Below are 26204 nucleotides of genomic sequence, written 5' to 3'. Positions count from 1 at the left end.
CGACGCGGAAACGGCAGCTGGAACGGCAGGGAAGGCACCCGATAGAGGATGCCTGTTCGTCCGACGGGACGTCATGGATCAAGCCAATTCGGCGAAGTTCTCCACCGCCTGGGTCTTTCCGGTGACGACGATCACGTCGCCGGGCCGGACCACGGTCTCGGCGGTCGCGTACGTGAAGTCGGCGCCCGGGCGCTTGATGCCGACGACGGTGATCCCGTATCTGCTCCGCACCCGGCTCTCGCCGAGCGGCATCCCGCCGACCGCCTTCGGGGCGATCGTCTTGATCAGCGCGTAGTCGCTGTCGAACTCGATGAAATCCAGCATCCGCCCGGTGACCAGGTGGGCGACGCGCTCGCCCATCTCGTGCTCGGGCAGGACGACATGGTGGGCGCCCACGCGTTCCAGGATCTCGGCGTGCTGGCGGCTCGACGCCCTGGACCAGATGTTGGGCACGCCGGCGCCCGCGAGGTTGGAGGTGACCAGGATGCTGGACTCCAGGTCGGTGCCGATGCCGACGACCGCGCGGGTGAACTCGGTGACGCCCAGCTGGGTCAGTGCCTGGGGGTCGGTGCAGTCGGCGACCACGGCGTGGGTCAGTTCGCCGCTGAGCTGCTGGATGATGCGGGGGTCGGAGTCGACGCCGAGGACGTCCCAGCCCCGCCGCGTCAGCTCCAGGGCGAGGGAGCTGCCGAACCGGCCGAGGCCGATCACCGCGACCCGGGCCGCCTCTTCCGGCTTGCGCATCCCGCGGTGGGCCCGGCGGCGGGCGCGGAACTTGTTCAGGTGCGTGCTAGCCAATGACGGGTCGCTCCTCGGGGAGTTGGTAGCGGCGGGCACGCTCGCGCAGGGCCAGGGCCGAGGCCAGGGTGATGGGCCCGAGCCGGCCGACGAACATGAGGCCGATCAGGACGACCAGGGCGGGATCCGGCAGGTCCGGGGTGATGCCGGTGGACAGGCCGACCGTGGCGAAGGCCGAGACGGCCTCGAACAGGACGGCTTCGAAGGCCGCGTCCCCGGCGACGGTCAGCAGGGCGAGCGTCGCCCCGATGACGCAGCCCACCCCAACGAGTGCGACGGTCAGCGCCTGCCTGAGGGCGGACGGCGCGATCCTACGGCCCATCACATCCACCGCGGTGTCGCCGCGAGCCTCGGCCAAGATGGCGGCGGCCAGTACGGCGAAGGTGGTGACCTTGATGCCGCCTGCGGTGCCCGCGCTACCGCCGCCGATGAACATGAGGATGCACGTTCCCAGGAGTGTGGCGGGTTCCAGCGCGGCGACATCGATGGCGTTGAAGCCCGCAGTGCGGCTCATCGCGGAGTAGAAGAAGCCGCTCAGGAGCTTGTGCGGCCACGAAAAGAGGCCGATGGTCCCGGGGTTGGACCACTCCAGCCCGAGCGTCAGCGCGGTGCCCGCGACCAGCAGGACGGCGGTCGTGCCCACGGTGAGCCGCGTGTGGAGCGACCAGTGGCGGGCGGCCCCGCTGCGGGTGCCCTGGCGGCTGCCGCGCAGCAGCTCCAGCAGGACAGGGAAGCCGATGCCGCCGAGGATGACAGCCGCGGCGATGGGAAGGGTCACCCAGGGGTCGTCGGTATAACCCACCAGACTGTCCGCGTGCAGGCCGAACCCAGCGTTGTTGAAGGCGGATACGGCGTGGAAGAAGCCGCTGAACGCCGCCTCGCCCACCGTCCGCCCGTACCCGAAGCGGAGGCGCAGGGCGAGGACCGCGCCGACTGCCAGCTCCACGGCGAGCGTGGTGGCGGCGACGCCGAGGAGCACCCGGCGTACGTCCCCGATGCCCAAGGTCTTCGTCTCCGCCTGCGCCGTGAGCTGCATCCGCAGCCTCAGCCGCCCGGAGACGAGCAGGCCGAGCAGCGAGGCGAAGGTCATGATGCCGAAGCCGCCGACCTGGATCAGGCCCAGGATGACGGACTGGCCGAAGCCGCTCCAGTACGTGCCGGTGTCGACGACCGCGAGGCCGGTGACGCACACTGCGGAGGTGGACGTGAACACGGTGGTCAGCGGGTTCGTGGCTGTGCCGTCCTGAGCGGCGAGCGGCAGGGTGAGCAGCAGGGCACCCGCGACGATCGCCAGGGCGAAGGCGAAGACACCGGCGCGGGCAGGGTGGGCGATCAGCCGGGACCACCAGGGCCGTCGCATCCACGCCGCACCTGTGGCCACCGCACCAACCCTTCCGCCGCTCCGGCCGATCTCTCAGCGGTGCGCGTCACCCTACCGGCGCGCTGGGCGTTCTCCGTGGAGACATTCGCCCCGTTATGTTCCTCGTGGACGACGGTCCCGGACGAGACGCTCCCGGGCGGTCCGGACGGAAGGGAGCCGGCCATGCGCGCACGCGACCTGGCTGTGGAGTACGAGTCGGTGACCGTGGACAGCGACGCGCTCGACGCGGCCCGGCTGATGGCCGAGCACAGGCTGCCGGGGCTGCTCGTACTCGACGCGGTCGGCACGCCCAAGGCGATCCTGCCGGCCTCGCAGCTGGTGAAGGTGCTCGTGCCGCCGTATGTCATCGAGGACCCGAACCTCGCCGCGGTCGTGGACGAGCAGCACGCCGACCGGCTGGCCTCCGCGCTTCAGGGGCGGCGGGTGGGCGACTGCCTGCCGCGCAGCTTTCCCGAGCCGCCGATCGCCGCGCCCGACGACACCGCGCTCGAGGTCGCCGCCCTGATGGCGCGGGCGCGCAGCCCGCTGGTGGCGGTCTGCGCGAGGGACAAGGCGGGACTGCGTCTGCTCGGTGTGGTCACCGCCTCCCATCTGCTCAACAGGCTGCTGGCGGTGGCGTCGTGAGGGGGGAGGTGCGAGCGGGATGAACGACTGGCAGAGCTGGGCAGCGATCGCGATCTTCGCGGGCACGTACACCGTGATCATCGGCGAGTGGGTGCACCGGGTGGCCGCCGCGCTCGCCGGCGCCGGTCTGATGCTGGCGATCCGGGCGACCGACGACTCCTCCGCCTTCTACTCCGAGCGCAGCGGTGTGGACTGGAACGTCGTCTTCCTGCTGCTCGGGATGATGATGATCGTCGGGGTGCTGAAGAAGACCGGCATGTTCGAGTACCTGGCGATCTGGGCGGTGAAGCGCGCCCGCGCCAGGCCCTTCCGGGTGATGGTCATGCTGATCCTCATCACCGCAGTGGCCTCCGCCGTGCTGGACAACGTCACCACGGTCCTGCTGATCGCCCCCGTCACGCTGCTGGTCTGCGAGCGCCTCGGCCTGCCCGTCGTCCCCTTCCTCATCGCCGAGGTCTTCGCCTCGAACATCGGCGGAACCGCCACCCTCGTCGGCGACCCGCCCAACATCATCATCGCCAGCCGCGCCGGCCTGACCTTCAACGACTTCCTGGTCCATCTCGCCCCGCTCAGCGCCGTCCTGACGGTGGTGCTGATCGGCCTGAGCCGCTTCCTCTTCCGCAGGTCCTTCGTCTACGACGAGAAGCGGGCGGAGGAGGTCATGGCCCTGGAGGAGCGCGAGGCGATCCGTGACCCGCGGCTGCTGATCCAGGGCCTGGCCGTGCTCGCCGTGGTCGTGGCGGGCTTCGTGCTGCACCCCGTGCTCCACTACGAGCCGAGCGTGGTCGCCCTGCTCGGCGCCGGTCTGCTGGTCGCGGTCTCCGCGGCGGAGACGAGCGATGCGCTGAGCGAGGTCGAGTGGCCGACCCTCGCCTTCTTCGCGGGCCTGTTCATCATGGTCGGCGGCCTCATCGAGACCGGTGTGATCTCCGATGTCTCGCAGGCGCTCGCGGACGCGATCGGCGGTCATGAACTCGGCGGCTCGATGATGTTGTTGTGGGCTTCCGCCGTGTTCTCCGGCATCGTCGACAACATCCCGTACGTGGCCACGATGGCGCCGATCACCAGCGACCTGGTACGGAATGTGGCGGGCGGCGGCGATCACGTGCTGTGGTGGGCGCTCGCCCTGGGCGCCGACCTCGGCGGCAACGCCACGCCGATCGGCGCATCCGCGAACGTCGTGGTGCTGGGCATCGCCGAGCGCAACCGCACGCCCATCGGCTTCTGGGAGTTCACCCGGTACGGGCTGGTGGTGACGGCCGTGACGGTGGGGCTGTCGGCGGTCTGGATCTGGCTGCGGTACTTCGTGCTGGCGTGACGGCCGCTGAGGAGCACTCAGGAGCACTCAGGCGTAGGACCAGCCGGACCAGCGGCTCACGGTGATCGTGACGACCGGCCCCTCCGGGGGCCGGTCGTCGTACTGCGGGTACTTGGCGCGCAGCAGCCCCACGGGATGCGTCCGGCCCGCCTCGTCCTCCACGATCTCCGCGGTCCCGTCGGCGCGGGCCCACCACAGGGCGGACCAGTCGTCCGCGTAGTGATCGGCCAGCAGGGCGACGCGCTCGTTCTCCCGGATGTTGCGCAGCCTCCGGAGGTCCTGGCTGCGCTTGGGCTTGTGGTCGACGGCGAAGTGCAGCGCGTCGCCCTCCAGCGCGAAGGTGACGGGCACCAGGTGCGGCTGCCCGCCGCCGCTCACGGTGGCCAGGCGGGCGACCGGCGAAGCCCCGAAGCGCCACCGCGCCTCGGCCGGATCGAGATTCATGCCCCGACCGTACGGGCGCAGCGTCCCGCCGCCCGGCGAACACGCGTCACGACACCACGTCCTTGGTGCGGAACCCGCGGAAGGCGAGGGCGAAGAGCACCAGCGCGTACGCCACCGAGACCGCCGTGCCCTTGATCATGCCGCCCCACTCCAGCTGCGGCTGGAGCGCGTCGGCCCAGGCGAACTGCCAGTGCGCGGGCAGGAAGTCGCGCCACGAGCCGAGCGCCGTGACCTGGTCGAGGACGTTGCCGACGATGGTCAGGCCCACCGCGCCGCCGACCGCGCCCAGCGGGGCGTCCGTCACCGTCGAAAGCCAGAAGGCGAGGGCGGCGGTGATGAGCTGGCTGACGAAGATGTACGCGACGACGACCGCGAGCCGCGGCAGGGCCGTGCCCGGGTCGAGGGCGCCGCCGGTGGGGATCTGCAGGTCGCCCCAGCCGTAGGCCGCCGTGCCCGCAACGAGCGCGACCACCGGCAGCAGGACCATCGCCGCCGCGCTGAAGGCCAGCGCCACCGTGAGCTTGCTGAGCAGCAGCCGGGCGCGCGGCACGGGCGCCGCCAGCAGGTAGCGCAGCGAGGACCAGCTCGCCTCCGAGGCGACCGTGTCGCCGCAGAACAGCGCGACCGGCACCACCAGCAGGAAGCCCGCCGAGACGAAGAGGCAGGTCGCGGCGAAGTTCGCGCCGGAGGAGGTGGCCGTGTCGATCAGCGTCACCTGGCCGCCGTCGCGGTCCGGGTCGCCGCCGATGGCGAAGGCGGCGATCAGTATGAACGGCAGGGCGGCCAGCACCCCGGCGACCACCAGCGTGCGGCGGCGGCGCAGCTGGCGCATCGCCTCCACGCGCAGGGGCAGGGTGTGGCGCGCGCGGTAGCCGGGGGCCGAGTCCGCCTGTGCCGCCCCGGCCCCGATGTCCCGTACGGTCACGAGCTGTCTCCTCCGATCAGGGTGAGGAACGCGTCCTCCAGGCGCCGGTGCGGGCCGACCCGCTCCACCGGGATCTCCAACCGGACCAGCTCGACGAGCAGTTCCGGGGTGGTGAGCCCGTCCAGCCGTACGAGCAGGCCCTCGTCACTGCGCACCGCGGAGCCGACGCCCGGCAGCGCCGCGACCTTGTCCACCGCGCCATCGGACGGCGGGCCGCCCGCCACACCCACCAGCAGCGTGTCCCCGCTGCCGGTGATCTCCGCGACCGGCCCGGCGCTGACCAGCTGCCCGCGGTCCATCACGACCAGGTGCGTGCAGCTCTGCTCGACCTCGGCGAGGAGGTGGCTGGAGACGATGACGGTCCGCCCCGCGGCCGCGTACCGGATCAGCACCTCGCGCATCTCGCGGATCTGCGGCGGGTCCAGGCCGTTGGTCGGCTCGTCGAGGATCAGCAGGTCCGGCAGTCCGAGCATGGCCTGGGCGATGGCCAGCCGCTGCCGCATGCCCTGCGAGTACGTGCGCACGGCGCGCTGCAGGGCGTCGCCGAGCCCGGCGATCTCCAGAGCCTCCTCGAGGTGCGCATCCTCCGGCGGGCGGCCGGTGGCCTGCCAGTACAGGTCGAGGTTGGCCCGCCCGGACAGGTGCGGCAGGAAGCCCGCGCCCTCGACGAACGCGCCGACCCGCGACAGCACCGGCGCGCCCGGCCTGACGGCGTGTCCGAAGATGTGGATCTCGCCGCCGTCGGGCCGGATGAGACCCATGAGCATGCGCAGGGTGGTGGTCTTGCCCGCGCCGTTGGGACCGAGCAGGCCCAGCACCTGGCCGCGCTCGACGCGGAAGGACAGCTCGCGCACGGCATACCGGTCCGCGGACTTGGCGTAGCGCTTGCTCAAGTCCGTGATCTGCAGGGGTACGTCCGCGAGCGCCGGGTCGGGAGCCGGGGTCGCGGTACGGCGGCGGCCGGTGAGCAGCAGGGCAGCCGCGGCGGCCGCGCCCGCGAGCGGCAGTCCCCAGGTCCACCACGGCAGGGCCTCGTAGCCGGTCTGCACGTCCGGCGCGGTGGGCAGGGTCAGCGCGCCGCCGCCCCCGGGCCCGGCCTTTGCGCCCGCCCCGTCCAGGGCGATGGAGTACGTGGCGGGCTCGGCCGGGGACGCGTACGCGAGGTCGGTGGTGGTCAGCACGAGCCGCATCCGGTGCCCGGCCTGGAAGTTGTGGTCGACGGCGGGCAGCCGCAGCTCGAGCTCCCTGCCGTCCTGCGCGCCGGTGACCCGGACGGGCGCCACGAGCTGCGAGGGCAGCACGCTGGCGCCGTCGGGCCCGATGTCGTAGACCTTGGCGAAGAGCACGAGATCGTCCGTGGGGGCCTTGACCTTCACGCGCACGGACGGGGAGCCGGTGACGCGCAGGCCCGAGGGCAGGGGCCGGGATTCGAAACTCGCGAACTGGCCCGGGAAGTCGACGGACACCCCGACCCCGAAGGTGGCCAGCTGGGAGAGGCCGCCCGCGCCCGGCACGGTGGAGATCGCGGGCGGGTTGGCCCCGGCCGGGTTGTGGATCCGCTGCTCGCGGCCGGTCAGCGCGACCGTACGGGGCTGTGCGCCGTCGAGACCCGGGTAGCGGTCGCCGGTCGCGCCGCGCAGCAGGGCGCGGCCGTTGGTGGAGTCGATGCCGCCGGTGCGCGAGACGCGGAAGGCCGGGCCCGTGTCGGTGGCCTCTTCGCCCTTGAGGTAGCGGTCGAACCACGCCGTGACGCGCTCCCGCACCCGGTCGGTCTCCTGGTCACCCCCGTCGTGCCCGCCGGCGAGCCAGTCGACGGCGACGGGCGCGCCGTTGGCCCGGATCCGCTTGGCCATCGCGTCGGCGTGGTCGAGGGGGAAGAGGGAGTCGGTCTGGCCCTGGAGGATCAGCGCGGGCACCTTGATCCGGTCCCCGACGGCGGACGGACTGCGGTCCGCGAGCATCTCGCGCGCCTCGGCGTCCGGCTTCCCCGCGACGGCGACCCGCTCGTACATCTCGCACAGGGCGGTCTCGAACCGCCCGCATCCGGGGGCCGTTGAGCCGGGTCCTTCCGGCCCTTCGGTGCCGGCCTCGGCGGACGCGGCGCCGCCCTGCTGCCCGCCGCCGCCCGCGCCCGCGGGTCCCGCGCCGCCCGGGGCCTCGGCGCCGTCGTCGGAGCCGGGTGGGGTCGGGGCCGAGCCCGTGGTGAAGAAGATGCCGGCCCACAGGCGCTTGAACACCCCATGCGGGAACAGCGCGTCGGCCAGGTTCCAGTACGTGTTCTGCGGGGCGATGGCGTCGACGCGCTCGTCGTACCCGGCGGCGAGCAGCGAGATCGCGCCGCCGTACGAGGCGCCTGCGACACCGACGCGCGGGTCGCCGCCGCCGTCGAGCCGCACCTCGGGCCGCTTTGCCAGCCAGTCGATCAGCATGCTGACGTCGGCCACCTCGTGGTCCGGGTCGTTGATGCCGATCCGCCCCGTGGACTTCCCGAAGCCGCGCGCCGACCAGGTCAGCACCGCGTATCCCTCGCGGGCCAGCTTCTCGGCCTCGCCGCGCATCCGGTCCTTGCTGCCGCCGAAGCCGTGCCCGAGGAGGACGGCGGGGCGGGGGCCTGCGCCCGAGTCCGACGTGAAGAAGGAGGTGTCGATCCGCACCTCCTTCTCGCTGCCCGGCGATTCGGGCGCGGCGAGGATACGGTCCTCGCGGCGCACCGACGCCTCACCGCCGGAGGCGACGGTCCAGGTGGCGGCCCCGGCGAGGACGGCGAGGACGGCGGCGCCGGCGAGCAGCCGCCGGCGCCGCGGGGGCTTGCCCGGCGCCCGGGGGCGGAGCCGGGGCCTGAAGCGGGGCCGGGGCATGCGGAGATCCATGCCTCGGATCCTACGGACGCCAAGTGACATACCGGCCGCCCCCGGGTCGGAATCCGGCATCTCCCTGAGGAGTAGACCCGCCCAGCGGCATACCGCGGACGCGGTAGACGGACGGGTCAACGGGGCAGCGTTCAGCGGTGCTCGGGGTTCTCGAAGTCGTAGCGGCAGCCCGCGTCCCACTCCGAGCGCTGGTTGCCGTACGCGGGGAAGCCGCCGGCGTCTTTCAGGAGCCCGGCCAGGTGGAGCAGGTTCCAGGTCATGAAGGTGGTGTTGCGGTTGGTGAAGTCGTTCTGCGGGCCGCCGGAGTCGGTGTCGAGGTAGGACGGTCCCGGCCCCACTTCGCCGATCCAGCCCGCGTCGGACTGCGGCGGGATGGCGTAACCCAGGTGCTGCAGGCTGTAGAGCAGGTTCATCGCGCAGTGCTTGACGCCGTCCTCGTTGCCGGTGATCAGGCAGCCGCCGGCGCGGCCGTAGTACGCGTACTGGCCGGCGTCGTTGAGGAGCGACGAGCAGCTGTAGAGGCGCTCGACGACGCACTTGGTCACCGAGCCGTTGTCGCCCAGCCAGATGGGTCCCGCCAGGACCAGGATGTCGGCGGCCAGCACCCGCTCGTAGAGCTGGGGCCACTCGTCGCTCGCGGCGCCGTGCTCGGTCATGTCCGGCCAGACGCCGGTGGCGATGTCGTGGTCGGCGGCGCGGATCTGGTCCACCTGCACGCCTTCCCGCTCCATGATGCCGCGGCTGATGTCGACCAGGCCCTGGGTGTTGCTGGTCTGAGGCGACCCCTTCAACGTGCAGTTGATGAACAGCGCGCGCAGGTCGTCGTAGCGCCGCGGGGGCCTGGTCCGGCCTGCGTCGGCGGATGCGGTCACGGTCTCCTCCTCGGGTCGGCGCCCCGCGCTCAGCTCACCACGCGGGGTTGTGCCCGGGACGCGACACGGCCCGGCATGCCGCCGGGCCGTGTGACGCGCTGCGACCGTTCGGCCGTCAGTGTCGTCGGTTGCGTCAGTGGTTCTTCGGGAAGCCGAGGTCCACGCCGCCGGCTGAGCCCCGGCCGGAGGCCGAATATTCAGCAGGGTCGGCCCAGCGTGTGGTGACGACCTTGCCGCGGGTGTAGAAGTGCACGCCGTCGTTGCCGTAGATGTGGTGGTCGCCGAAGAGGGAGTCCTTCCAGCCGCCGAAGGAGTGGTAGCCCACGGGGACCGGGATCGGCACGTTCACGCCGACCATGCCCGCCTGGACCTCCAGCTGGAACCGGCGGGCGGCGCCGCCGTCGCGGGTGAAGACGGCGGTGCCGTTGCCGTACGGCGAGGCGTTGATGAGGGCGACGCCCTCCTCGTACGTCTCGGCGCGCAGCACGCACAGCACCGGGCCGAAGATCTCGTCCTGGTACGCGTCCGCGTCCGCCGGGACCCGGTCGAGCAGCGAGAGTCCGATCCAGTGGCCGTCCTCGTAGCCCTCGACGGTGAAGCCGGTGCCGTCGAGCACGACCTCGGCGCCCTGCTCCGCCGCCCCGTGCACGTACGAGGCGACCTTGTCGCGGTGGGCCTTGGTGATCAGCGGGCCCATCTCCGAGGTCGGGTCGTCGCCGGGGCCGATCTTGACCTTCTCGGCGCGGTCGCGGATCTTCCGCACCAGCTCATCGCCGGTCGCGCCGACCGCGACGACGGCCGAGACGGCCATGCAGCGCTCGCCCGCCGAGCCGTACGCGGCGGAGACTGCGGCGTCGGCGGCCGCGTCCAGGTCGGCGTCGGGGAGGACCAGCATGTGGTTCTTCGCGCCGCCGAGCGCCTGGACGCGCTTGCCGTTGGCGGAGGCGGTGGTGTGGATGTAGCGGGCGATCGGGGTGGAGCCGACGAAGGAGACGGCCGCGACGTCCGGGTGCTCGAGCAGCCGGTCGACGGCGACCTTGTCACCGTTGACGACATTCAGCACACCGTCCGGAAGGCCGGCCTCCGCCGCCAGCTCGGCGAGCCGGATCGCGGGCGACGGGTCCTTCTCGCTCGGCTTGAGGACGAAGGTGTTTCCGCAGGCGATGGCGAGCGGGAACATCCACATCGGCACCATGGCGGGGAAGTTGAACGGCGTGATGCCCGCGACGACGCCGAGCGGCTGCCGGATCGCGGCCACGTCCACGCGGCTGGAGACCTGGGTGGACAGCTCGCCCTTGAGCTGGGTGGTGATCCCGCAGGCCAGCTCGACGATCTCCAGGCCGCGGGCGACCTCGCCGAGCGCGTCGGAGTGGACCTTGCCGTGCTCGGCGGTGATCAGCTCGGCGATCTCGTCGCGGTGGGCGTCGAGCAGCGCCCGGTAGCGGAAGAGGACCGCGGTGCGCGCGGCGAGCGAGGAGGTCCCCCAGGTCTCGTACGCGGCCTTGGCGGCGGCCACGGCGGCGTCGACCTCGTCGGCGGAGGCGAGCGCGACCCGGGTGGTCTGCACACCCGTCGCCGGGTCGGTCACCGGGCCGTAGGTGCCGGACGCGCCCTCGACGGACTTCCCGCCGATCCAGTGGTCGATGGTCTTCATGAGTGCGAAGCCTTTCTCGAGAGTCTGGGCGCGAAGGGTGGGGGCGCCGGTCAGAGGTGGCGGCGGCGGCCGGCTGCACGCCGGTCGTACTCCTCCCGGGCCTTCACGGCTGCCGGGCGGGTGGCGGTCTCGGCTACAGGAACATCCCACCACGCCTGCGCGGCGGGCGCGCCGGACACTGTGTCGGCTGTTTCGGTCTCCACATAGACACATGTGGGGCGATCCGAGGCGCGGGCGGCGGCCAGCGCTTCCCGCAGCTCACGGACGGTCTTCGCGCGGAGCACGGCCATGCCGAGGCTGGCGGCGTTGGCGGCCAGGTCGACGGGCAGCGGGTCGCCGGTGTACGTGCCGTCGTCCGCCCGGAAGCGGTAGGCGGTGCCGAAGCGCTCGCCGCCCGTCGCCTCGGAGAGCCCGCCGATCGATGCGTAGCCGTGGTTCTGGACGAGGACGAGGTTGATGTTGATGCCCTCCTGGACCGCGGTGACGATCTCGGTCGGCATCATCAGATACGTGCCGTCGCCGACCAGGGCCCACACCGGGCGGTCGGGGGCGGCCAGCCGTACGCCGATGGCGGCCGGGATCTCGTAGCCCATGCAGGAGTAGCCGTACTCGAGGTGGTACTGGCGCGGGGACCGGGCCCGCCACAGTTTGTGCAGGTCACCGGGGAGGGAGCCGGCTGCGTTGACGACCACGTCCGCGTCGCCGACCACCGCGTCCAGCGCGCCGAGCAGCTGCGTCTGGCTCGGCCGTACGGTCTCGTCCGCGGCCCCGTACGCACGGTCGACCTCCTGCTCCCAGCGCTCCTTGCCCGCGCGGTACTCGATCTCGTAGAGCTGGTCGACACGGTGGCCGCTCAGGGCTCCGGCGAGCGCTTCGAGCCCGGCGCGCGCGTCGGCGACCAGCGCGAGCCCGGCCATCTTGTGGGCGTCGAAGGGCGTGACGTTCAGGTTGAGGAACCGCACCGCCGGGTTCGCGAAGAGGGTGCCGGAGGCGGTGGTGAAGTCGGTATAGCGGGTGCCGACGCCGATGACCAGGTCGGCCGCGCGGGCGAGGTCGTCGGCGACTGCCGTGCCGGTGTGGCCGATGCCGCCGACGTCGGCGGGGTGGTCGTGGCGCAGCGAGCCCTTGCCCGCCTGGGTGGAGGCGACCGGGATGCCGGTCGCGTCGGCCAGCGCCTTCAGGGCGTCCTCGGCCTCGCTGTGGTGGATGCCGCCGCCCGCGATGATCAGCGGCCGGGCGGCGGCCCGTACGGCTCCGGCTGCTTCGGCGAGGGCGTGGGCGTCGGGCGCGGGGCGGCGGACGTGCCAGATCCGCTCCGCGAAGAAGTCCTCCGGCCAGTCGAAGGCTTCGGCCTGGACGTCCTGCGGGAGGGCGAGGGTGACGGCGCCGGTGTCGGCCGGGTCGGTGAGGACCCGCATGGCCTGGAGGGCGGCCGGGATCAGCGACTCCGGCCTGACGATCCGGTCGAAATACCTCGAGACCGGGCGCAGACAGTCGTTGACGGAGATGTCCCCCGCGTACGGGACCTCGAGCTGCTGGAGGACCGGGTCCGCGGGCCGGGTGGCGAAGACGTCGCCGGGCAGCAGCAGGACCGGGAGCCGGTTGACCGTGGCCAGGGCGGCTCCGGTGACGAGGTTGGTGGCGCCGGGGCCGATGGAGGTCGTGACGGCGTGCGCGGACAGCCGGTTGGACTGCCGGGCGTAGCCGACGGCCGCGTGGACCATGGCCTGTTCGTTGCGTCCCTGGAGGTACGGCATGCGCTCACCGCCGGTTTCCAGCAGCGCCTGGCCGAGGCCCGCGACATTGCCGTGGCCGAAGATGCCCCAGCAGGCGCCGATCAGCCGGTGCCGCCGGCCGTCCCGCTCGGCGTACTGCCGGGACAGAAACTCCACCAGCGCCTGGGCGACGGTGAGCCGGCGGGTCGGGCGAGTGGTCATCGGGGGCCTCCAGCTGGGGCTTCGTAGAGCGGCAGACGTGGGTCGACGGGCTGTTCGGGCCAGGTGGAGCGGATCCAGGTGTGGTCGGGGTGGTCGCAGATCAGCCACGCGCGCTCAGCGCCGGGGCCCGCCATGACGTTGAGGTAGTACATGCCGTGTCCCGGCGCGGCGATGGACGGGCCGTGCCAGCCGTCGGGGATGAGCACGGCGTCGCCGGTGCGGACCTCGGCGAGGACGTCGGTGCCGCCGGTCCTGGACGGCGAGACCCGGTGGTAGCCGAGCCCTTCGGTGCCGTGCGCCGGGGCGATCTCGAAGTAGTAGATCTCCTCCAGCTCGGACTCCTCGCCCGGGCGGTCCTCGTCGTGCTTGTGCGGCGGGTACGAGGACCAGTTGCCGCCGGGGGTCAAAACCTCCACCGCGATCAGCCTGTCCGCCTCGAAAGCCCCTGCCGCGCCGAAGTTGTTGACCTGGCGGGAGCAGTTCCCTGCGCCGCGCAGCTCGACCGGCACATGTGATGCGGGGCCGTAGCGCGCGGGCAGGCGGCGCTCGCAGCGGGCCCCGGCGAGCGCGAAGCGGCCGCCGCGGCGCGAGGCGATGGACACCTGGGTGTCGCGCGGCACGTACGCGAAGTCCGTCACGCCCGCGAAGACGCTCTCGCGGCCGTGAAGCCGGAAGGCCTCGCCCTCGGTGGCCACCGTGCAGGCGCCGGACAGCGGCAGCACGATCCACTCGCTGTCCTCGGTCCCGAAGGTGTGCCAGCCGCCGGGCGGCAGCTCCAGGACGCGCAGGCCGGAGTAGCCCCAGCCCGCCTTCTTCGGATCGATGTCCACGGCGTACGGGCCGTCGGCCGCGCTCCCGGCCGGGAGGTGGAAGCTGGTGGGAGTCATGGGTTCAAGTCTCCTGCGGTGTGCGGTGTCAGGCACGGGCCAGGTGCGGTGTCAGGCGCGGGCCCTGTGCGGTGTCAGGCGCGGGGCCAGGAGGTCCTCGATCTCGGCCTCGGTGGGCATCGCGGAGGAGCAGGCGAGCCGGGAGGCGACGATGGCGCCCGCGGCGTTGGCGTACCGCATCGTGCGCCGCAGGTCCCAGCCGGCGAGCAGCCCGTGGCACAGCGCCCCGCCGAACGCGTCGCCCGCGCCGAGGCCGTTGACCACTTCGACGGGAACGGGCGGGACCTCGGCCGCGGTACCGTCGCGGTGCACGGCGAGGACGCCCTTGGGGCCCTGCTTGACGACGGCGAGCTGCACGCCCGCGTCGAGCAGCGCCTCGGCCGCGAGGCGGGGTTCACGCTCGCCGGTGGCGACCTCGCACTCGTCGAGGTTGCCGACGGCGACGGTGGCGTGCGCGAGGGCTTCGGCGTAGTCCGGGCGGGCGCCGCCTTCGGCAGACAGGCCGTCGATCCGCCCGCAGGCCACAACATCGGACGCCAGTCGAGGTCGAATACCGTGGCGGCCGCGCCCGACCCGTACGCGCCCCGCGCCGCACTCCGCGCTTCCAGGGCGGCCAGAGTCGCGGAGCGGCTCGGCTCCTCGCACAGCCCGGTGCCGGTCATCCAGAACACCCGGGCCGAGCAGACGGCGTCCAGGTCGAGGTCGTCCGCGGCGATCTCCAGGTCCGGCGCCTTCGGCTCCCGGTAGAAGTACAGCGGGAAGTCGTCGGGCGGGAAGATCTCGCAGAAGGTGACGGGCGTGGGGTACCGGCCGACGGCGGTCACCCAGCGGTCGTCGACGCCGAAGCCGCGCAGCGCATGGTGAATGTAATGGCCGAACGGGTCGTCACCCGTGCGGCTGATGACGGCGGCGCGGCGGCCGAGCCGGGCGGCGGCGACGGCGACATTGGTGGGAGAGCCGCCGAGGAACTTCCCGAACGTCTCGACCTGGGCCAGTGGCACGCCGGTCTGGAGCGGGTAGACATCGACCCCGATCCGGCCCATCGTGATCAGGTCATACGGGCTGTTGGGGTCGTCCGGCTCGTACGGCTCAGGCATGTGCGCCCCTTCGTTCGCTCGGCTTTGGTCCGCTCGGCCGGGCCGGCCCGGTGACAGGTGTAGCCCTGACCGTCGTACACCGTCAATAGTTTGTCCTTACATCCGGACCTGACGTGAGGCGCCAGGGTGCCGACCAAAGACAGAATTGACGTTACGTCCTTATGTCAGGACGAAGTCTTGACACTCGCCGGAGCGGGGTGAAGGCTACGCGGCATGACAGCCAGCCAGCCCCTGTCCCCCGCTCCCGCACTCGACCGGATCCGGGTCGGCTCCGCACCCGACTCCTGGGGAGTGTGGTTCCCCGACGACCCGCAGCAAGTCCCCTGGCAGCGCTTCCTCGACGAGGTCGCGCAGGCCGGCTACTCCTGGATCGAGCTCGGCCCGTACGGCTACCTCCCCACCGACCCCGCCAGGCTCGCCGACGAGACCGGCCGCCGCGGTCTCACGGTCTCGGCGGGCACGGTCTTCACCGCGCTGCACCGCGGTCCCGCCGTCTGGGAGTCCACCTGGGAGCACGTCGCCCAGGTGGCCGAACTGACCCGCGCCATGGGCGCCCGGCACCTCGTCGTCATCCCGGCCTTCTGGCGCGACGACAAGACCGCCGAGCAGCTGGAGAGCCCTGTGCTCACCGCCGAGCAGTGGCGCGACCTGGCCACCGGCATGGAGCGCCTCGGCCGCGAGGTGCGCGAGCGGTACGGGCTCGGCATCGTCGTCCACCCGCACGCCGACACCCACATCGACGGCGAGGAGAACGTCGCCCGCTTCCTGGACGCGACCGACTCCGACGTCGTCAACCTCTGCCTGGACACCGGTCACTACGCCTACTGCGGCGGCGACAGCGTCAAGCTCATCGAGACCTACGGCGAGCGGATCGGCTATCTGCACCTCAAGCAGGTCGACCCGGAGATCCTCGCCGACGTCGTCGAGAACGGGGTGCCCTTCGGCCCCGCGGTCCGGCGGGGGGTGATGTGCGAGCCGCCGAACGGCGTACCGGAGCTGGAGCCCGTGCTGGCCGCGGCGCAGGGTCTGGGTGTCGACCTGTTCGCGATCGTCGAGCAGGACATGTACCCCTGCCCGCCGGACCGGCCGTACCCGATCGCCGAGCGCACCCGCCGCTTCCTCCGCAGCTGCGGCGCGTAGGCCCCGTTCCCTTTCCCCGCCCCCTGCCCCGCTCGCCCGCTGGGCCCCGGCCCACAGCCCGAACACGAACGCCAGCAACGACTCCTCGAGGGACACCATGACGAAGCACGGAACACTCGGCGTAGCCGTGATCGGCACCGGGAGGATGGGCGCCGACCACGTCCGCCGGATCAACGCCGTCACCAGCGGCGCGCGGGTCGCCGCGGTCGTCGACATCGACGCCGAGCGGGCCAAGCAGCTCGCCGACGGGATCGACGGCTGCACGGCCTACACCGACCCGGCCGGCGCCATGGCCTCCCCCGACGTCGATGCGGTCCTCATCGCCTCGCCGGGCCCCGTCCACGAGGCCGCCCTGCTCCAGGCCTTCGAGCGCGATCTGCCCGTGCTGTGCGAGAAGCCGCTCACCCCCGACGCCGCCTCGGCCCTGCGCGTGCTGGAGGCGGAGCAGAAGCTGGGGCACCGGCGGGTGCAGGTCGGTTTCATGCGGCGCTACGACGCCGAATACCTGAAGCTCAAAGCGCTGCTGGACAGCGGGCAGTTCGGCCGGACTCTGCTGCTGCACTGCCGGCACCGCAACGCCTCGACCCCGCCCGGCTTCACCAGCCAGATGATGATCAACGACTCGGTGGTGCACGAGATCGACACCACCCGCTGGCTGCTGGAGCAGGAGATCACGGCGGTGACCGTGCTGCGTCCGCGTCCGTCGAGCGCTGCCCCGGACGGCCTGGCCGACCCCCAGTTCGTCCTCTTCGAGACGGCCGGCGGCGCGGTCGTGGACGTGGAGATCTTCGTCAACTGCGGCTGGGGCTACCAGGTGCAGTGCGAGGCGGTGTGCGAATCCGGCAGCGCGCGGGTCGGCGACGGGCACGCCATGGTCACCAACGCGGCGGGCCGCTGGGGCGGCGAGATCGACGCGGACTTCGTCTCCCGCTTCGAGGACGCCTACGACCGCGAGGTTCAGCAGTGGGTGGACGCGACGCGACGCGGCGAGGTGGAGGGTCCCACCGCCTGGGACGGCTATGCGGCCGCCGCGGTCTGCGAGGCGGGCGTACGGGCCCAGGCCACCGGCGAGCGTACGTCCACGAACCTGGTCGAGCGCCCCGCGCTCTACCGCTGAGTCGGCGGGTCCGGCTGGAGCGGCAGGGCCGACAGGGCCGACTGGGCAGACAGGGCCGGCTGGGCAGACCGGTCGCCGTCACCCGGGCTGATCCCCCGCCACCCCGCGTAAGGCCCCGCCGCTCGAACTGCCACGACTGGCGGCCGAGCTGGGCTGCGAGTGGACCGAGCTCTCGCCGCGCCGCGAGGACTCCACCGGGCCACCCCGACACCCCGACACCCCGACACCCCGCCACCCCGCCACCCCCGTTGACCGACGAATATCTCACCCGCCACTGGAGCTGACCTATGCGTATCGGATTCCTCGGCGCGGGCCGCATCGGCGCCTTCCACGCCGAAGCCCTGCAGGCCACGCCTGGTGTCGACAGCGTGCTGATCGGGGACGTGGACAGCGGCCGGGCCGCAGAGCTCGCCGACCGGATCGGCGCGCGGGCGGCGGAGTCGGTGGACGCCGTCTTCGCCGCGGGCGTCGACGCCGTGGCGATCGCCACCGCCACGGCCTCCCACGCCGAACTGATCATCCGCGCCGCCCGCGCAGGTCTGCCCGCCTACTGCGAGAAGCCGGTCGCCCTCGACCTGGCCGGGACGGTCCGCGCCCTCCGGGAGGTCGAATCGGCCGGGACCATGCTGCACATGGGCTTCCAGCGGCGGTTCGACGCCGGGTACCGGGCGGCCAAGGAGGCCGTACAGGCCGGGCGGCTCGGCAGGCTGCACACCATCCGGGCCATCACCTCCGACCCCGTCCCGCCGCCCCCCTCGTTCCTCCCCCTCTCCGGCGGGCTCATCCGGGACTGCCTGGTGCACGACTTCGACGTCGTACGGTGGCTGACGGGCCGTGAGGTCGTCGAGGTGTTCGCCACCGGCGCCAACGGCGGGGCCGCGTTCTTCCGCGAGGCCGGAGACGTGGACACCGCGGCGGCGCTGCTCACCCTGGACGACAGCACCCTCGTCACCGCCACCGCCACCCGCTACAACGGCGCAGGCTACGACGTACGCATGGAACTCTCCGGCGAGCGCGACCAGCTCGTCGTCGGGCTCGACGCCCGTACGCCCTTCACCTCCGCGGAACCCGGGGGCCCCGAGCCCCCCGCCCGCCCTTGGACCGGTTTCCTGGAGCGCTTCGCTCCGGCCTACCGGGCCGAACTCGCGGCCTTCGTACAGGCAGCGAGCGGTGAGGCCCCGAACCCCTGCTCCGGCCAGGACGCCCTGCACGCGCTGCTGGTCGCCGAAGCCTGCGAGCTGTCGCGAACCGAGCGCCGGCCGGTCCGGCTGACGGAGATGAGCAAGCTGATCGCCGATCTTCACTGATCTTCGGTCTTCGCTGATCCCCGACCCTCGCTGGCCTTCGGTATTCGCCGGCGGTCGGTCTTTCGTCGGTTTCGGCCCGCCGATGACCTGTTGGCTCCTCCCCCCTTTGGTCCGGCCTTTGCCACAGTTGTCACGATTGCGCGTGTTTCGCGTCACAGCCGGTCAACAGCCCCTCCCCTGTGCTCGAACCGTGTCGTTGACGGGACACAGGCTGACTGGCCACGAGCGGTTATGTCGCAGCTCCCCCGCCGGCTCCCTCCGGGCCGCGCTGCGACTGCCGCGAGGAGGTGCTCAGATGACCGATCGCCGGCTGTGGTCGTACAAGGAGATCGCCGCACACATCCGCGTACAGACCAACACCGTCCGCTCCTACCGGAAGCACGGGCTGCTGCCGCCCCCCGACCACGTGGAGGGCGGCAAGCCCTACTGGTTCGCCGACACGATCCGCGCCTGGGTCGCCAGACGGCCGGGGAACCGGGGGCGGTACAGCCGCGAGTAGCGACCGCCGCCCCGCGCTACGGACGTCCCGCGCCCACCGGATTCCGCTCCGGCGAGTCCTCGGGCGGCGACCCGGCTCCGGAACCGGGCCCGGAGCCGGAGCCGGAGCCGGAGTCGGGCCCGGAGCCGGAGTCGGGCCCGGAGCCGGAGTCGGGCCCGGAGCCGGAGCCGGGCCCGGAGCCGGAACCGGGCCCGGAGCCGGAGCCGGCCCGAGGGCGTTCGCCGTCTCCCGCCGGGCTCTCGCCCTCGCTGAGGCCTATTCGGGCGTGCAGCCGGCGCAGCGGTCCCGGCGCCCACCAGGTGGCCCGCCCGGTGAGCCGCATGACCGCCGGGACCAGCAGACTCCGCACCACCATGGCGTCCATGACCACGGCCAGGGCGATCCCGAGGCCGAGCATCTTGGTGTTGGTCACCCGCGAGGTGCCGATGGCCACCATGACGACGGCGAGGATGACGGCGGCTGCGGTGATGAGCCCACCGGTCCGCTGGAGGCCGAACACCACCGCGCCTTGGTGGTCGCCGGTCCTGTCGTACTCCTCCTTGATCCGGGACAGCAGGAACACGCCGTAGTCCATGGATAGTCCGAAGGCGACGCAGAACATCAGCACCGGCAGGGTGGTCTCGATGTCCCCGGTGGAGGTGAAGCTCAGCAGCCCCGACAGATGGCCGTCCTGGAAGACCCAGACCACGGCGCCGAACATCGCGGTGAGGCTGAGGGCATTGAGCACCACGGCCTGAAGGGGTATCAGCACGCTCCCGGTGAGCAGGAACACCAGCAGCAGGGTGACCACGGTGATGATGGCAACGGCCCACGGAAGCCGGTCGGCTATGGCGTCCTTGGAGTCGACCAGGACGGCGGCGGTGCCGGTGACCGAGGTCTCGAGCGGCGAGTCCACCGCCCGGATGTCCCGTACGAGCTGCTGGCTCGCGGCGTCCACGGCCTCGCCCTTGGGCAGCACGCTGATCTGGGCCGCGCCGCCCGCGCGCCGGGCCGCCTCGGCGGGCCCCGGCTCATGGGCGCGCTCCCCGCGGACGTACTGGCCGGTCGGCCCGTCCACTCGCAGCACGCCCGGCAGTTCGGAGACCCGGCTGCTGTAGCGGCCCAGTTCCGCGGCGGACGGGCCGGACGGGCCGCCCTCGGCGAGGACCTCCACCGCGCCGCCCGGACTGCCCGGGAAGCCGTCCCGGATGTGCTGCTGCACGACATGGGACTCAGCTGTCGCGGGCAGCTGCCGGTCGTCGGCGGTGCCGAACTTCACCCCCAGGAAGGGCATTCCGAGCAGCACGAGACCGGCTGCGGTGGCGGCCGCGAAGAACGGCGCCCGCCGCATCACCAGCCGGGCGGTGCGCGCCCACCCCGCCCCGCTCTCCCGGCCCCGGCCGCCGGCCTCCGGCGCAGGCCGTCCCCGCCGCAGGAGCCTGCGCAGGTCCAGCGCGTTCACCCGGTGGCCGAGCAGCACCAGCGCCGCGGGCAGCACGACGAGTGCGGCGGCCGCGGCCAGCAGCACGACGGCGATCCCGGCGTACGCGAAGGAGCGCAGGAAGTACTGCGGGAAGACCAGCATCGCGGCGAGCGAGACGGCGACGGTGAGCGCGGAGAACAGCACCGTGCGCCCCGCGGTCCGCAGCGTCGCGGCCACGGCCGGCAGCGGCCCGGCTCCGCCCGCGAGCTCCTCGCGGAACCTGCGGACGATGAACAGGGCGTAGTCGATGGCGAGTCCGAGGCCGAGCGCCGTGGTGAGGTTCTGCGCGAAGACCGAGACGTCGGTGAACTCGGTGATGCCGCGCAGCACCGCGTTGGTGCCCAGGATCGCCACGATGCCGACGGCCAGCGGCAGCAGGGCGGCGATGGCGCTGCCGAAGACCATGACGAGCAGAACGAGGGTCACGGGCAGGGCTATCGCCTCGGCCCGCAGCAGATCCTCCTGGATGGTGGTCTGCAGTTCGTGCCGCACCGCGACCGGTCCGCCGAGCGAGACCTCCACCGGGCCGTGCTGCCCCCGGTACTCGGGCCCTATGCGGTCGAGCACGTCCGCCGCCGCGTTCTCGTCTCCCCCGATCCGGGCCGTGATCATCGCCTCGCGGCCGTCCTCGGCCCGCAGCGCGGACGAGTGCGTCTGCCAGTAGGAGGTGACACCGGTGACGGACTTCTCCTTGCCGAGCCGCTCCGCGAGCCGGGCCGCCTCGGCCGCCACCGCCGGGTCGTCCACCCGCGCCCGCCCGCTGTCGACGAGGAGTATGAGATTGGGCTGGGAGGCCGGGAACTCCCGCTCCAGCGCCTTGGTCGCATACGAGGACTGGGAGTCCGGCGCCTCCCAGCCGCCGCTTCCCATCCGGTCGGCGACCCCGCTTCCCGCGACCACGGCCAGGGCCGTGAACAGCAGGGCGAGCAGCAGCGAGAGCCGTGGCCGGGCGGTGACCGCCCGGGTCCACCCCCCGGCCTCTCGGTTGACATCACGCATGGCGCAGGTGTCCCCTTCCCCCTGATAGCCAATAGACTGGCAAACACGAGCGCCCGCTCGCGTTCACATCAGAATGCGAGCGACCACTCGCGTTTGTCAACCGAACACTGAGAGCTGGGGATTGGGCGTGAGGAAGGCCGGCGCGGCCGAGAAGGGGACGAGCAGCACCTCCGCCGCCGACGGAACGGCGAAGCCACGCCGCAGGCAGGCCCGCGGCGAGCGCCGCATGGCGCAGCTGCTCGAAGCCGCGGCCAGCGTGTTCTGCAAGGTCGGCTACACCGCCGCCAGCACCAACGCCATCGCCCGCGAGGCCGGCGTCTCGCCCGGCACGCTCTACCAGTTCTTCCCCAACAAGGAAGCCATCGCCGTAGAGCTCGGCGAGCGCTTCAACCACGAGATGCGCGAAGCGCACAGCCAGGTCTTCACCGAGGCCAACGCCGCGCTGCCGCTGCCCGGGATGCTGGACGCGATCCTCGACCCGCTCATCGAGTTCAACTGCCAGAACCCCGCGTTCCTCGCCCTCATCAAGAGCTCCGACATCCCCGGCAGGATCGTCGAGGATCACGACGCGCTGCACGATTCACTGCTCGCCCGCGTCGACGACATGATCTCCCTCTACGTCCCCGAACTGCCGGCCGACCAGCGGGCCCGTACCGCCGCGATGGCGTTCGCGCTGTTCAAGGCGGGCCTGGAACTCGTCCTCGCCCACGAGGGCGCCGAGCGGGACGCGTACGTCGCGGAGCTCAAGGCATCCCTCTACCGCTACCTCGCACCCGTCCTCGGCACCGAGGGCTCGGAGGCAGGCGAGAGTTGCGGGCCCGCCGAGGGCTCATCAGCCGCCGGGTCTGCCGGGGTACCCGAGGCCGCCGGGTCTGCCGGGGGCGCCGAGGCCCCCTGGTCTGCCGGGGCCCCCGGCGCCACCGGTGCCGCCTCCCGGAAGCCCTGACCCGCGGCCGGACTCCGCCGCCCCCGCACGGCCGCCTGAATCAGCCCGCCGGCCCCGGCCACCACCGCCGAGACCCCTATGCCGATGGCCGCGGCGTACAGCGGCTCGCCCGCCGCCGCGCTGCCGAGATAGCCGAGCCCCACCGAGTACGTCGCCCAGATCGCCTCGGCGATGCCCGCGCCGATCAGGTAGCGCCGCGCCGGGTAGCGCACCACGCCTGCCGCGAGACCGCCGACCAGACGCCCGCTGGGCAGGAAGCGTACGGCGGCCACGAAGGGCACGCCGTGCCGCTCGATTCGCAGAGCCAGCCACTCCAGCAGGGCCCGGCGCCTGCGATTGCGTCCCATCCAGCCCTGCACGGGGCTGCTGAACCGCCGCCCCGTGGCGTGCATGAGCAGGTCGCCGAGGAGCGCGCTGCCCGCGACCACGAGCAGCACGAGCGCGAGGTCCAGACTGCCGCGCGAGGCGAGGACGCCCGCGGCCACCAGGAGTCCGGAGTTGGGCAGGAGCGGCGGGGCAGTCGTGAGCGCCAACAGACCGTAGATCCACAGCACTTCCATGAGGGCCGCCCCTCGCCGAGGAGCCGCACCACCTGCGCCACGCCCGTGGGACGAAGCCGACAGATGCCGACTGGATATGACAAAGCCTACCCGCGGTCGCCGTGCGGCCCGCCCGGAACACATACCCCCTAGGGGTACAGTGGGAACACCGAAGCGCGATACACCCCCTACAACCCGCAAGCGCAAGGAGAGCTTCCCATGAGCACCGAGAGCACGACCGGGCCCGTCACTGCCACCTACCGGGTCAAGGGCATGACATGCGGCCACTGCGAGGGAGCCGTGACCGAAGAGATCTCCGCCGTCGAGGGGGTGGCGTCCGTCAGGGCCGTCGCCGCGACCGGGCTGGTCACCGTGGTCTCCGCGGCCCCACTGGCCGATGAGGCCGTACGCGCCGCCGTCGACGAGGCCGGTTACGAGTTCGCCGGCCCGGCCTCCTAGGAACCGCCATGACCAGTACGGTTCCGGCTCCTTCGCCATCCCCCTCGCCCTCGGCGACTGCGGGCGACTCAGGCCCGGACGCCTCGCGGATCGAGCTCACCATCGGCGGCATGACCTGCGCGTCCTGCGCCGCGCGCGTCGAGAAGAAGCTCAACCGCATGGACGGCGTCACCGCCACGGTCAACTTCGCCACCGAGAAGGCCGTGGTGTCGTACGGGGCCGGGCTCGAAGTCGCCGACCTCATCGCCACTGTGGAGAGGACCGGCTACACGGCCGTCCCGCCCCCGCCGCCCGAGCCGGAACCGTCCACTCCGCCCGCCGCCGGTGCGCCCGCGGACGGCGCGCGCCCCCCGGCCGACGACGAGGGTGAGGCCGGAGCCCTGCGGCAGCGGCTCCTGGTCACGCTGCTGCTGGCCGCGCCCGTGGTCCTCATGGCCATGGTGCCCACCCTGCAGTTCGACAACTGGCAGTGGCTGTCCCTGACCCTGGCCGCGCCGGTCGTTGTGTGGGGCGGACTGCCCTTCCACCGGGCCGCGTGGACCAACGCGCGGCACGGCGCGGCCACCATGGACACCCTCGTCTCCCTCGGCACGCTGGCCGCCTTCGGATGGTCCCTGTGGGCGCTGTTCTTCGGCCACGCCGGGATGCCCGGCATGCGGCACGGCTTCGACCTCACCGTCTCCCGTACGGACGGGTCGTCGACGATCTACCTCGAGGTCGCGGCCGGGGTGACCGCCTTCATCCTGCTCGGCCGCTACCTGGAGGCGAAGTCCAAGCGCAGGGCGGGCGCCGCCCTGCGCGCCCTGCTGGAACTCGGCGCCAAGGACGTGTCGGTGCTCCGCCCCGGCGGCCACGAGGAGCGGATCCCCGTCGCACGGCTGACGGTCGGCGACCGGTTCGTCGTACGCCCCGGCGAGAAGATCGCCACGGACGGTCGCGTGATCGAGGGCGAATCGGCCGTGGACGCCTCGATGCTGACCGGCGAGTCGGTGCCGCTGGACGTGTCCGCGGGCGACGGCGTGACCGGTGGCACGGTCGGCGTCTCGGGGCGCCTGGTCGTCGAGGCCACCCGGGTCGGGGCGGACACGCAACTGGCGCGCATGGCCGGGCTCGTCGAGGACGCCCAGAGCGGCAAGGCGCAGGTGCAGCGGCTCGCCGACCGGATCTCGGGGATCTTCGTGCCCGCCGTGCTGCTCGTCGCGCTGGCCACGCCGGCGGTCTGGCTGCTGGCCACCGACGACATGACCGCGGCCTTCACCGCCGCCGTGGCGGTGCTGATCATCGCCTGCCCGTGCGCCCTCGGCCTGGCCACGCCGACCGCGCTCATGGTCGGTACGGGCCGGGGCGCGCAACTCGGGATCCTCATCAAGGGCCCGGAGGTCCTGGAGTCCACGCGCCGCGCGGACACCGTCGTGCTGGACAAGACCGGCACCGTGACCACCGGGAGGATGACCCTGCAGGACGTCCTCACGGCCGGTGGAGACGACGGAACGGACGGGGCCGCAGGACAGGACGAGGCCGGGGTACGGGACGAGGCCGCGGGACAGGACGAGGCCGGGGGACAGGACGAGGCCGGGGTACGCGAGGCCGGGGTACGCGAACTGCTGCGGCTCGCGGGCTCCCTCGAACACGCCTCCGAGCACCCGGTCGCCCGCGCGATCGCCGCGGCCGCCCTCGAGCGCGTGGGACCGCTGCCCACTCCGCAGAGCTTCGAGAACGTCGCCGGTCTCGGCGTCCAGGGCGTCGTCGACGGCCAGAAGGTGCTCGTCGGCCGCCGGAGGCTCCTCGAGGAGAGGTCGGTCGAGCTGCCGGAGCGGCTGGCCGCCGCCATGACCGAGGCCGAGGCGGAGGGTCGTACGGCCGTGGCCGTCGCCTGGGACGGCAGCGCCCGGGGCGTGCTCACCGTCGCCGACGCCGTCAAGGAGTCGAGCGCCGAGGCGGTGGCCGAGCTGCGCCGGCTCGGCCTGACTCCCGTGCTGCTGACCGGCGACAACCGGGCCGTGGCCGAGTCGGTGGCCCGGGCGGTGGGCATCGGCGAGGTCATGGCCGAGATGCTGCCCGAGGAGAAGGTCGACGCCGTGCGGCGGCTGCAGGGCGAGGGCCGGGTCGTCGCCATGGTCGGCGACGGCGTCAACGACGCGGCGGCGCTGGCGGCCGCGGACCTGGGCCTGGCCATGGGCACGGGCACGGACGCGGCGATCGAGGCCGGCGACCTGACGCTCGTACGGGGTGATCTTCGGGTGGCGGCGGACGCGATCCGGCTCTCCCGCAGGACGCTGACGACGATCAAGGGCAATCTCTTCTGGGCGTTCGGCTACAACGTCGCCGCCCTGCCGCTGGCCGCCGCCGGGCTTCTCAACCCCATGATCGCCGGGGCCGCGATGGCCTTCTCGTCGGTCTTCGTCGTGACCAACAGCCTCCGGCTCCGAAATTTCAGATGAGTCGGGCACCTTCACAGAGCCCCGAGACTTTTACATAATCCCCACATGGGTCACAGCACTCTTACGCAGGGGCCTCGATCTTCAGATCGGGGCTCTTGCCCGTATTGGTGCACTTATGGCAAGAGACCCAGATCACAGAGTTGGCAACGTAACCATCTTGGGGGGTCGCGAGTCTAACCATTGCGATGCCACACTCCCGGCGGGGTGAGGCATCAGCAAGACCGGGTTCGTCTTGGGGGACGGACTGGGTTTGTGCGTGGCCGGGGCACGTGCGCGGGGAGCTTTGAGCGGCCCTCCCGACCGTACGGGTCCCGGCAGTCGCACGGGCGTACCCGCGAACTTTGTGGCCAGCAGACGCCCGGCCGGATCCCGTGGGGGGAATCCGAACCGGGAAAGGGAAGCGCCCCGCTGATCGACCCGTGGGGGGATCGATCGGGCGGGGCGCTTTCCGCATTCCGCAGCTTCCGCGAGTTGCGCGAGTTCCGCGA

Annotated in this window: 19 protein-coding genes and 2 pseudogenes; 9 read left to right on the top strand and 12 right to left on the bottom strand. The window is 72.5% G+C overall.

The genetic code is table 11. The features are described 5' to 3' along the window. Window positions 1–78: 78 nt before the first annotated feature. Window positions 79–798 carry a potassium channel family protein gene (locus ACTWQC_RS07185; protein ID WP_443314701.1) on the bottom strand — a complete coding sequence of 240 codons (720 nt, stop codon included), beginning with the start codon at window positions 796–798 and terminating at the stop codon, window positions 79–81. Then, the gene (locus tag ACTWQC_RS07180; RefSeq protein ID WP_443314700.1) at window positions 791–2158 is read right to left on the bottom strand and encodes a TrkH family potassium uptake protein; all 1368 of its coding nucleotides are present in this window, start codon (window positions 2156–2158) and stop codon (window positions 791–793) included. Before ACTWQC_RS07180 ends, ACTWQC_RS07185 begins: the two co-directional genes overlap by 8 nt. 183 nt (window positions 2159–2341) lie before the next feature. On the opposite strand from ACTWQC_RS07180, the gene ACTWQC_RS07175 reads away from it, so the two are divergent. Continuing rightward, window positions 2342–2803 carry a CBS domain-containing protein gene (locus ACTWQC_RS07175; protein ID WP_443314699.1) on the top strand — a complete coding sequence of 154 codons (462 nt, stop codon included), beginning with the start codon at window positions 2342–2344 and terminating at the stop codon, window positions 2801–2803. A gap of 19 nt (window positions 2804–2822) precedes the next feature. After that, on the top strand, window positions 2823–4121 hold the full coding sequence (locus tag ACTWQC_RS07170) for an SLC13 family permease (protein WP_443314698.1): 1299 nt from the start codon (window positions 2823–2825) through the stop codon (window positions 4119–4121). Between the two features lie 27 nt (window positions 4122–4148). Here the strand turns inward: ACTWQC_RS07170 and ACTWQC_RS07165 are convergent, their stop codons facing one another. From ACTWQC_RS07165 to iolC, 8 genes and pseudogenes are all read right to left on the bottom strand, one after another. Beyond that, window positions 4149–4565 carry a TIGR03668 family PPOX class F420-dependent oxidoreductase gene (locus ACTWQC_RS07165; protein WP_443314697.1) on the bottom strand — a complete coding sequence of 139 codons (417 nt, stop codon included), beginning with the start codon at window positions 4563–4565 and terminating at the stop codon, window positions 4149–4151. A 46-nt stretch (window positions 4566–4611) separates the two neighbouring features. Further along, the gene (locus ACTWQC_RS07160; protein ID WP_443314696.1) at window positions 4612–5490 is read right to left on the bottom strand and encodes an ABC transporter permease; all 879 of its coding nucleotides are present in this window, start codon (window positions 5488–5490) and stop codon (window positions 4612–4614) included. Continuing rightward, complete coding sequence (locus ACTWQC_RS07155) at window positions 5487–8360, bottom strand: alpha/beta fold hydrolase (protein ID WP_443314695.1); 2874 nt, start codon at window positions 8358–8360, stop codon at window positions 5487–5489. The genes ACTWQC_RS07160 and ACTWQC_RS07155 overlap by 4 nt, the downstream gene beginning before the upstream one ends. 131 nt (window positions 8361–8491) lie before the next feature. Continuing rightward, entirely contained in the window at window positions 8492–9232 is a 741-nt protein-coding gene (locus ACTWQC_RS07150; protein WP_443314694.1) for a flavodoxin family protein, read from the bottom strand. A gap of 133 nt (window positions 9233–9365) precedes the next feature. Further along, entirely contained in the window at window positions 9366–10886 is a 1521-nt protein-coding gene (mmsA, locus tag ACTWQC_RS07145) for a CoA-acylating methylmalonate-semialdehyde dehydrogenase (RefSeq protein WP_443314693.1), read from the bottom strand. 50 nt (window positions 10887–10936) lie between these two features. Then, a complete protein-coding gene (iolD, locus tag ACTWQC_RS07140; RefSeq protein ID WP_443314692.1) occupies window positions 10937–12823 on the bottom strand; it encodes a 3D-(3,5/4)-trihydroxycyclohexane-1,2-dione acylhydrolase (decyclizing) in 1887 nt (628 codons plus the stop codon). After that, complete coding sequence (iolB, locus tag ACTWQC_RS07135) at window positions 12820–13710, bottom strand: 5-deoxy-glucuronate isomerase (protein ID WP_443314691.1); 891 nt, start codon at window positions 13708–13710, stop codon at window positions 12820–12822. Before iolB ends, iolD begins: the two co-directional genes overlap by 4 nt. A gap of 51 nt (window positions 13711–13761) precedes the next feature. Further along, window positions 13762–14807: pseudogene (iolC, locus tag ACTWQC_RS07130) on the bottom strand (5-dehydro-2-deoxygluconokinase). A gap of 213 nt (window positions 14808–15020) precedes the next feature. Here iolC and ACTWQC_RS07125 point away from each other — a divergent pair. The 4 genes from ACTWQC_RS07125 (at window position 15021) to ACTWQC_RS07110 (ending at window position 18870) form a co-directional block, all read left to right on the top strand. Then, window positions 15021–15947 (top strand): sugar phosphate isomerase/epimerase family protein, encoded by a 927-nt coding sequence (locus ACTWQC_RS07125; protein WP_443314690.1) that lies wholly within the window; start codon window positions 15021–15023, stop codon window positions 15945–15947. Between the two features lie 97 nt (window positions 15948–16044). Then, on the top strand, window positions 16045–17064 hold the full coding sequence (locus tag ACTWQC_RS07120) for a Gfo/Idh/MocA family protein (RefSeq protein WP_443314689.1): 1020 nt from the start codon (window positions 16045–16047) through the stop codon (window positions 17062–17064). A gap of 287 nt (window positions 17065–17351) precedes the next feature. Next, window positions 17352–18371 (top strand): Gfo/Idh/MocA family protein, encoded by a 1020-nt coding sequence (locus ACTWQC_RS07115; RefSeq protein WP_443314688.1) that lies wholly within the window; start codon window positions 17352–17354, stop codon window positions 18369–18371. Between the two features lie 295 nt (window positions 18372–18666). Continuing rightward, window positions 18667–18870, top strand: coding sequence for a helix-turn-helix transcriptional regulator (locus ACTWQC_RS07110; protein ID WP_443314687.1), 204 nt, complete (start codon window positions 18667–18669; stop codon window positions 18868–18870). Window positions 18871–18886: 16 nt separating this feature from the next. On the opposite strand, the gene ACTWQC_RS07105 is transcribed toward ACTWQC_RS07110, so the two are convergent. Further along, window positions 18887–21331 (bottom strand): MMPL family transporter, encoded by a 2445-nt coding sequence (locus tag ACTWQC_RS07105; protein WP_443314686.1) that lies wholly within the window; start codon window positions 21329–21331, stop codon window positions 18887–18889. A gap of 226 nt (window positions 21332–21557) precedes the next feature. On the opposite strand from ACTWQC_RS07105, the gene ACTWQC_RS07100 reads away from it, so the two are divergent. Continuing rightward, window positions 21558–22277 (top strand): TetR/AcrR family transcriptional regulator, encoded by a 720-nt coding sequence (locus ACTWQC_RS07100; RefSeq protein WP_443314860.1) that lies wholly within the window; start codon window positions 21558–21560, stop codon window positions 22275–22277. A 188-nt stretch (window positions 22278–22465) separates the two neighbouring features. Here the strand turns inward: ACTWQC_RS07100 and ACTWQC_RS07095 are convergent. After that, window positions 22466–22837: pseudogene (locus ACTWQC_RS07095) on the bottom strand (DedA family protein); the annotation flags it as partial. A gap of 198 nt (window positions 22838–23035) precedes the next feature. On the opposite strand from ACTWQC_RS07095, the gene ACTWQC_RS07090 reads away from it, so the two are divergent. Both ACTWQC_RS07090 and ACTWQC_RS07085 read left to right on the top strand, forming a co-directional pair. Continuing rightward, complete coding sequence (locus tag ACTWQC_RS07090) at window positions 23036–23275, top strand: heavy-metal-associated domain-containing protein (RefSeq protein WP_443314685.1); 240 nt, start codon at window positions 23036–23038, stop codon at window positions 23273–23275. A gap of 8 nt (window positions 23276–23283) precedes the next feature. Further along, window positions 23284–25716 (top strand): heavy metal translocating P-type ATPase, encoded by a 2433-nt coding sequence (locus tag ACTWQC_RS07085; RefSeq protein WP_443314684.1) that lies wholly within the window; start codon window positions 23284–23286, stop codon window positions 25714–25716. Window positions 25717–26204: the final 488 nt, after the last annotated feature.

It is taken from the genome of Streptomyces sp. 8N616, assembly GCF_052246385.1.
GTDB lineage: Bacteria > Actinomycetota > Actinomycetes > Streptomycetales > Streptomycetaceae > Streptomyces.
This window is presented reverse-complemented; position numbering and strand designations above follow the sequence as displayed.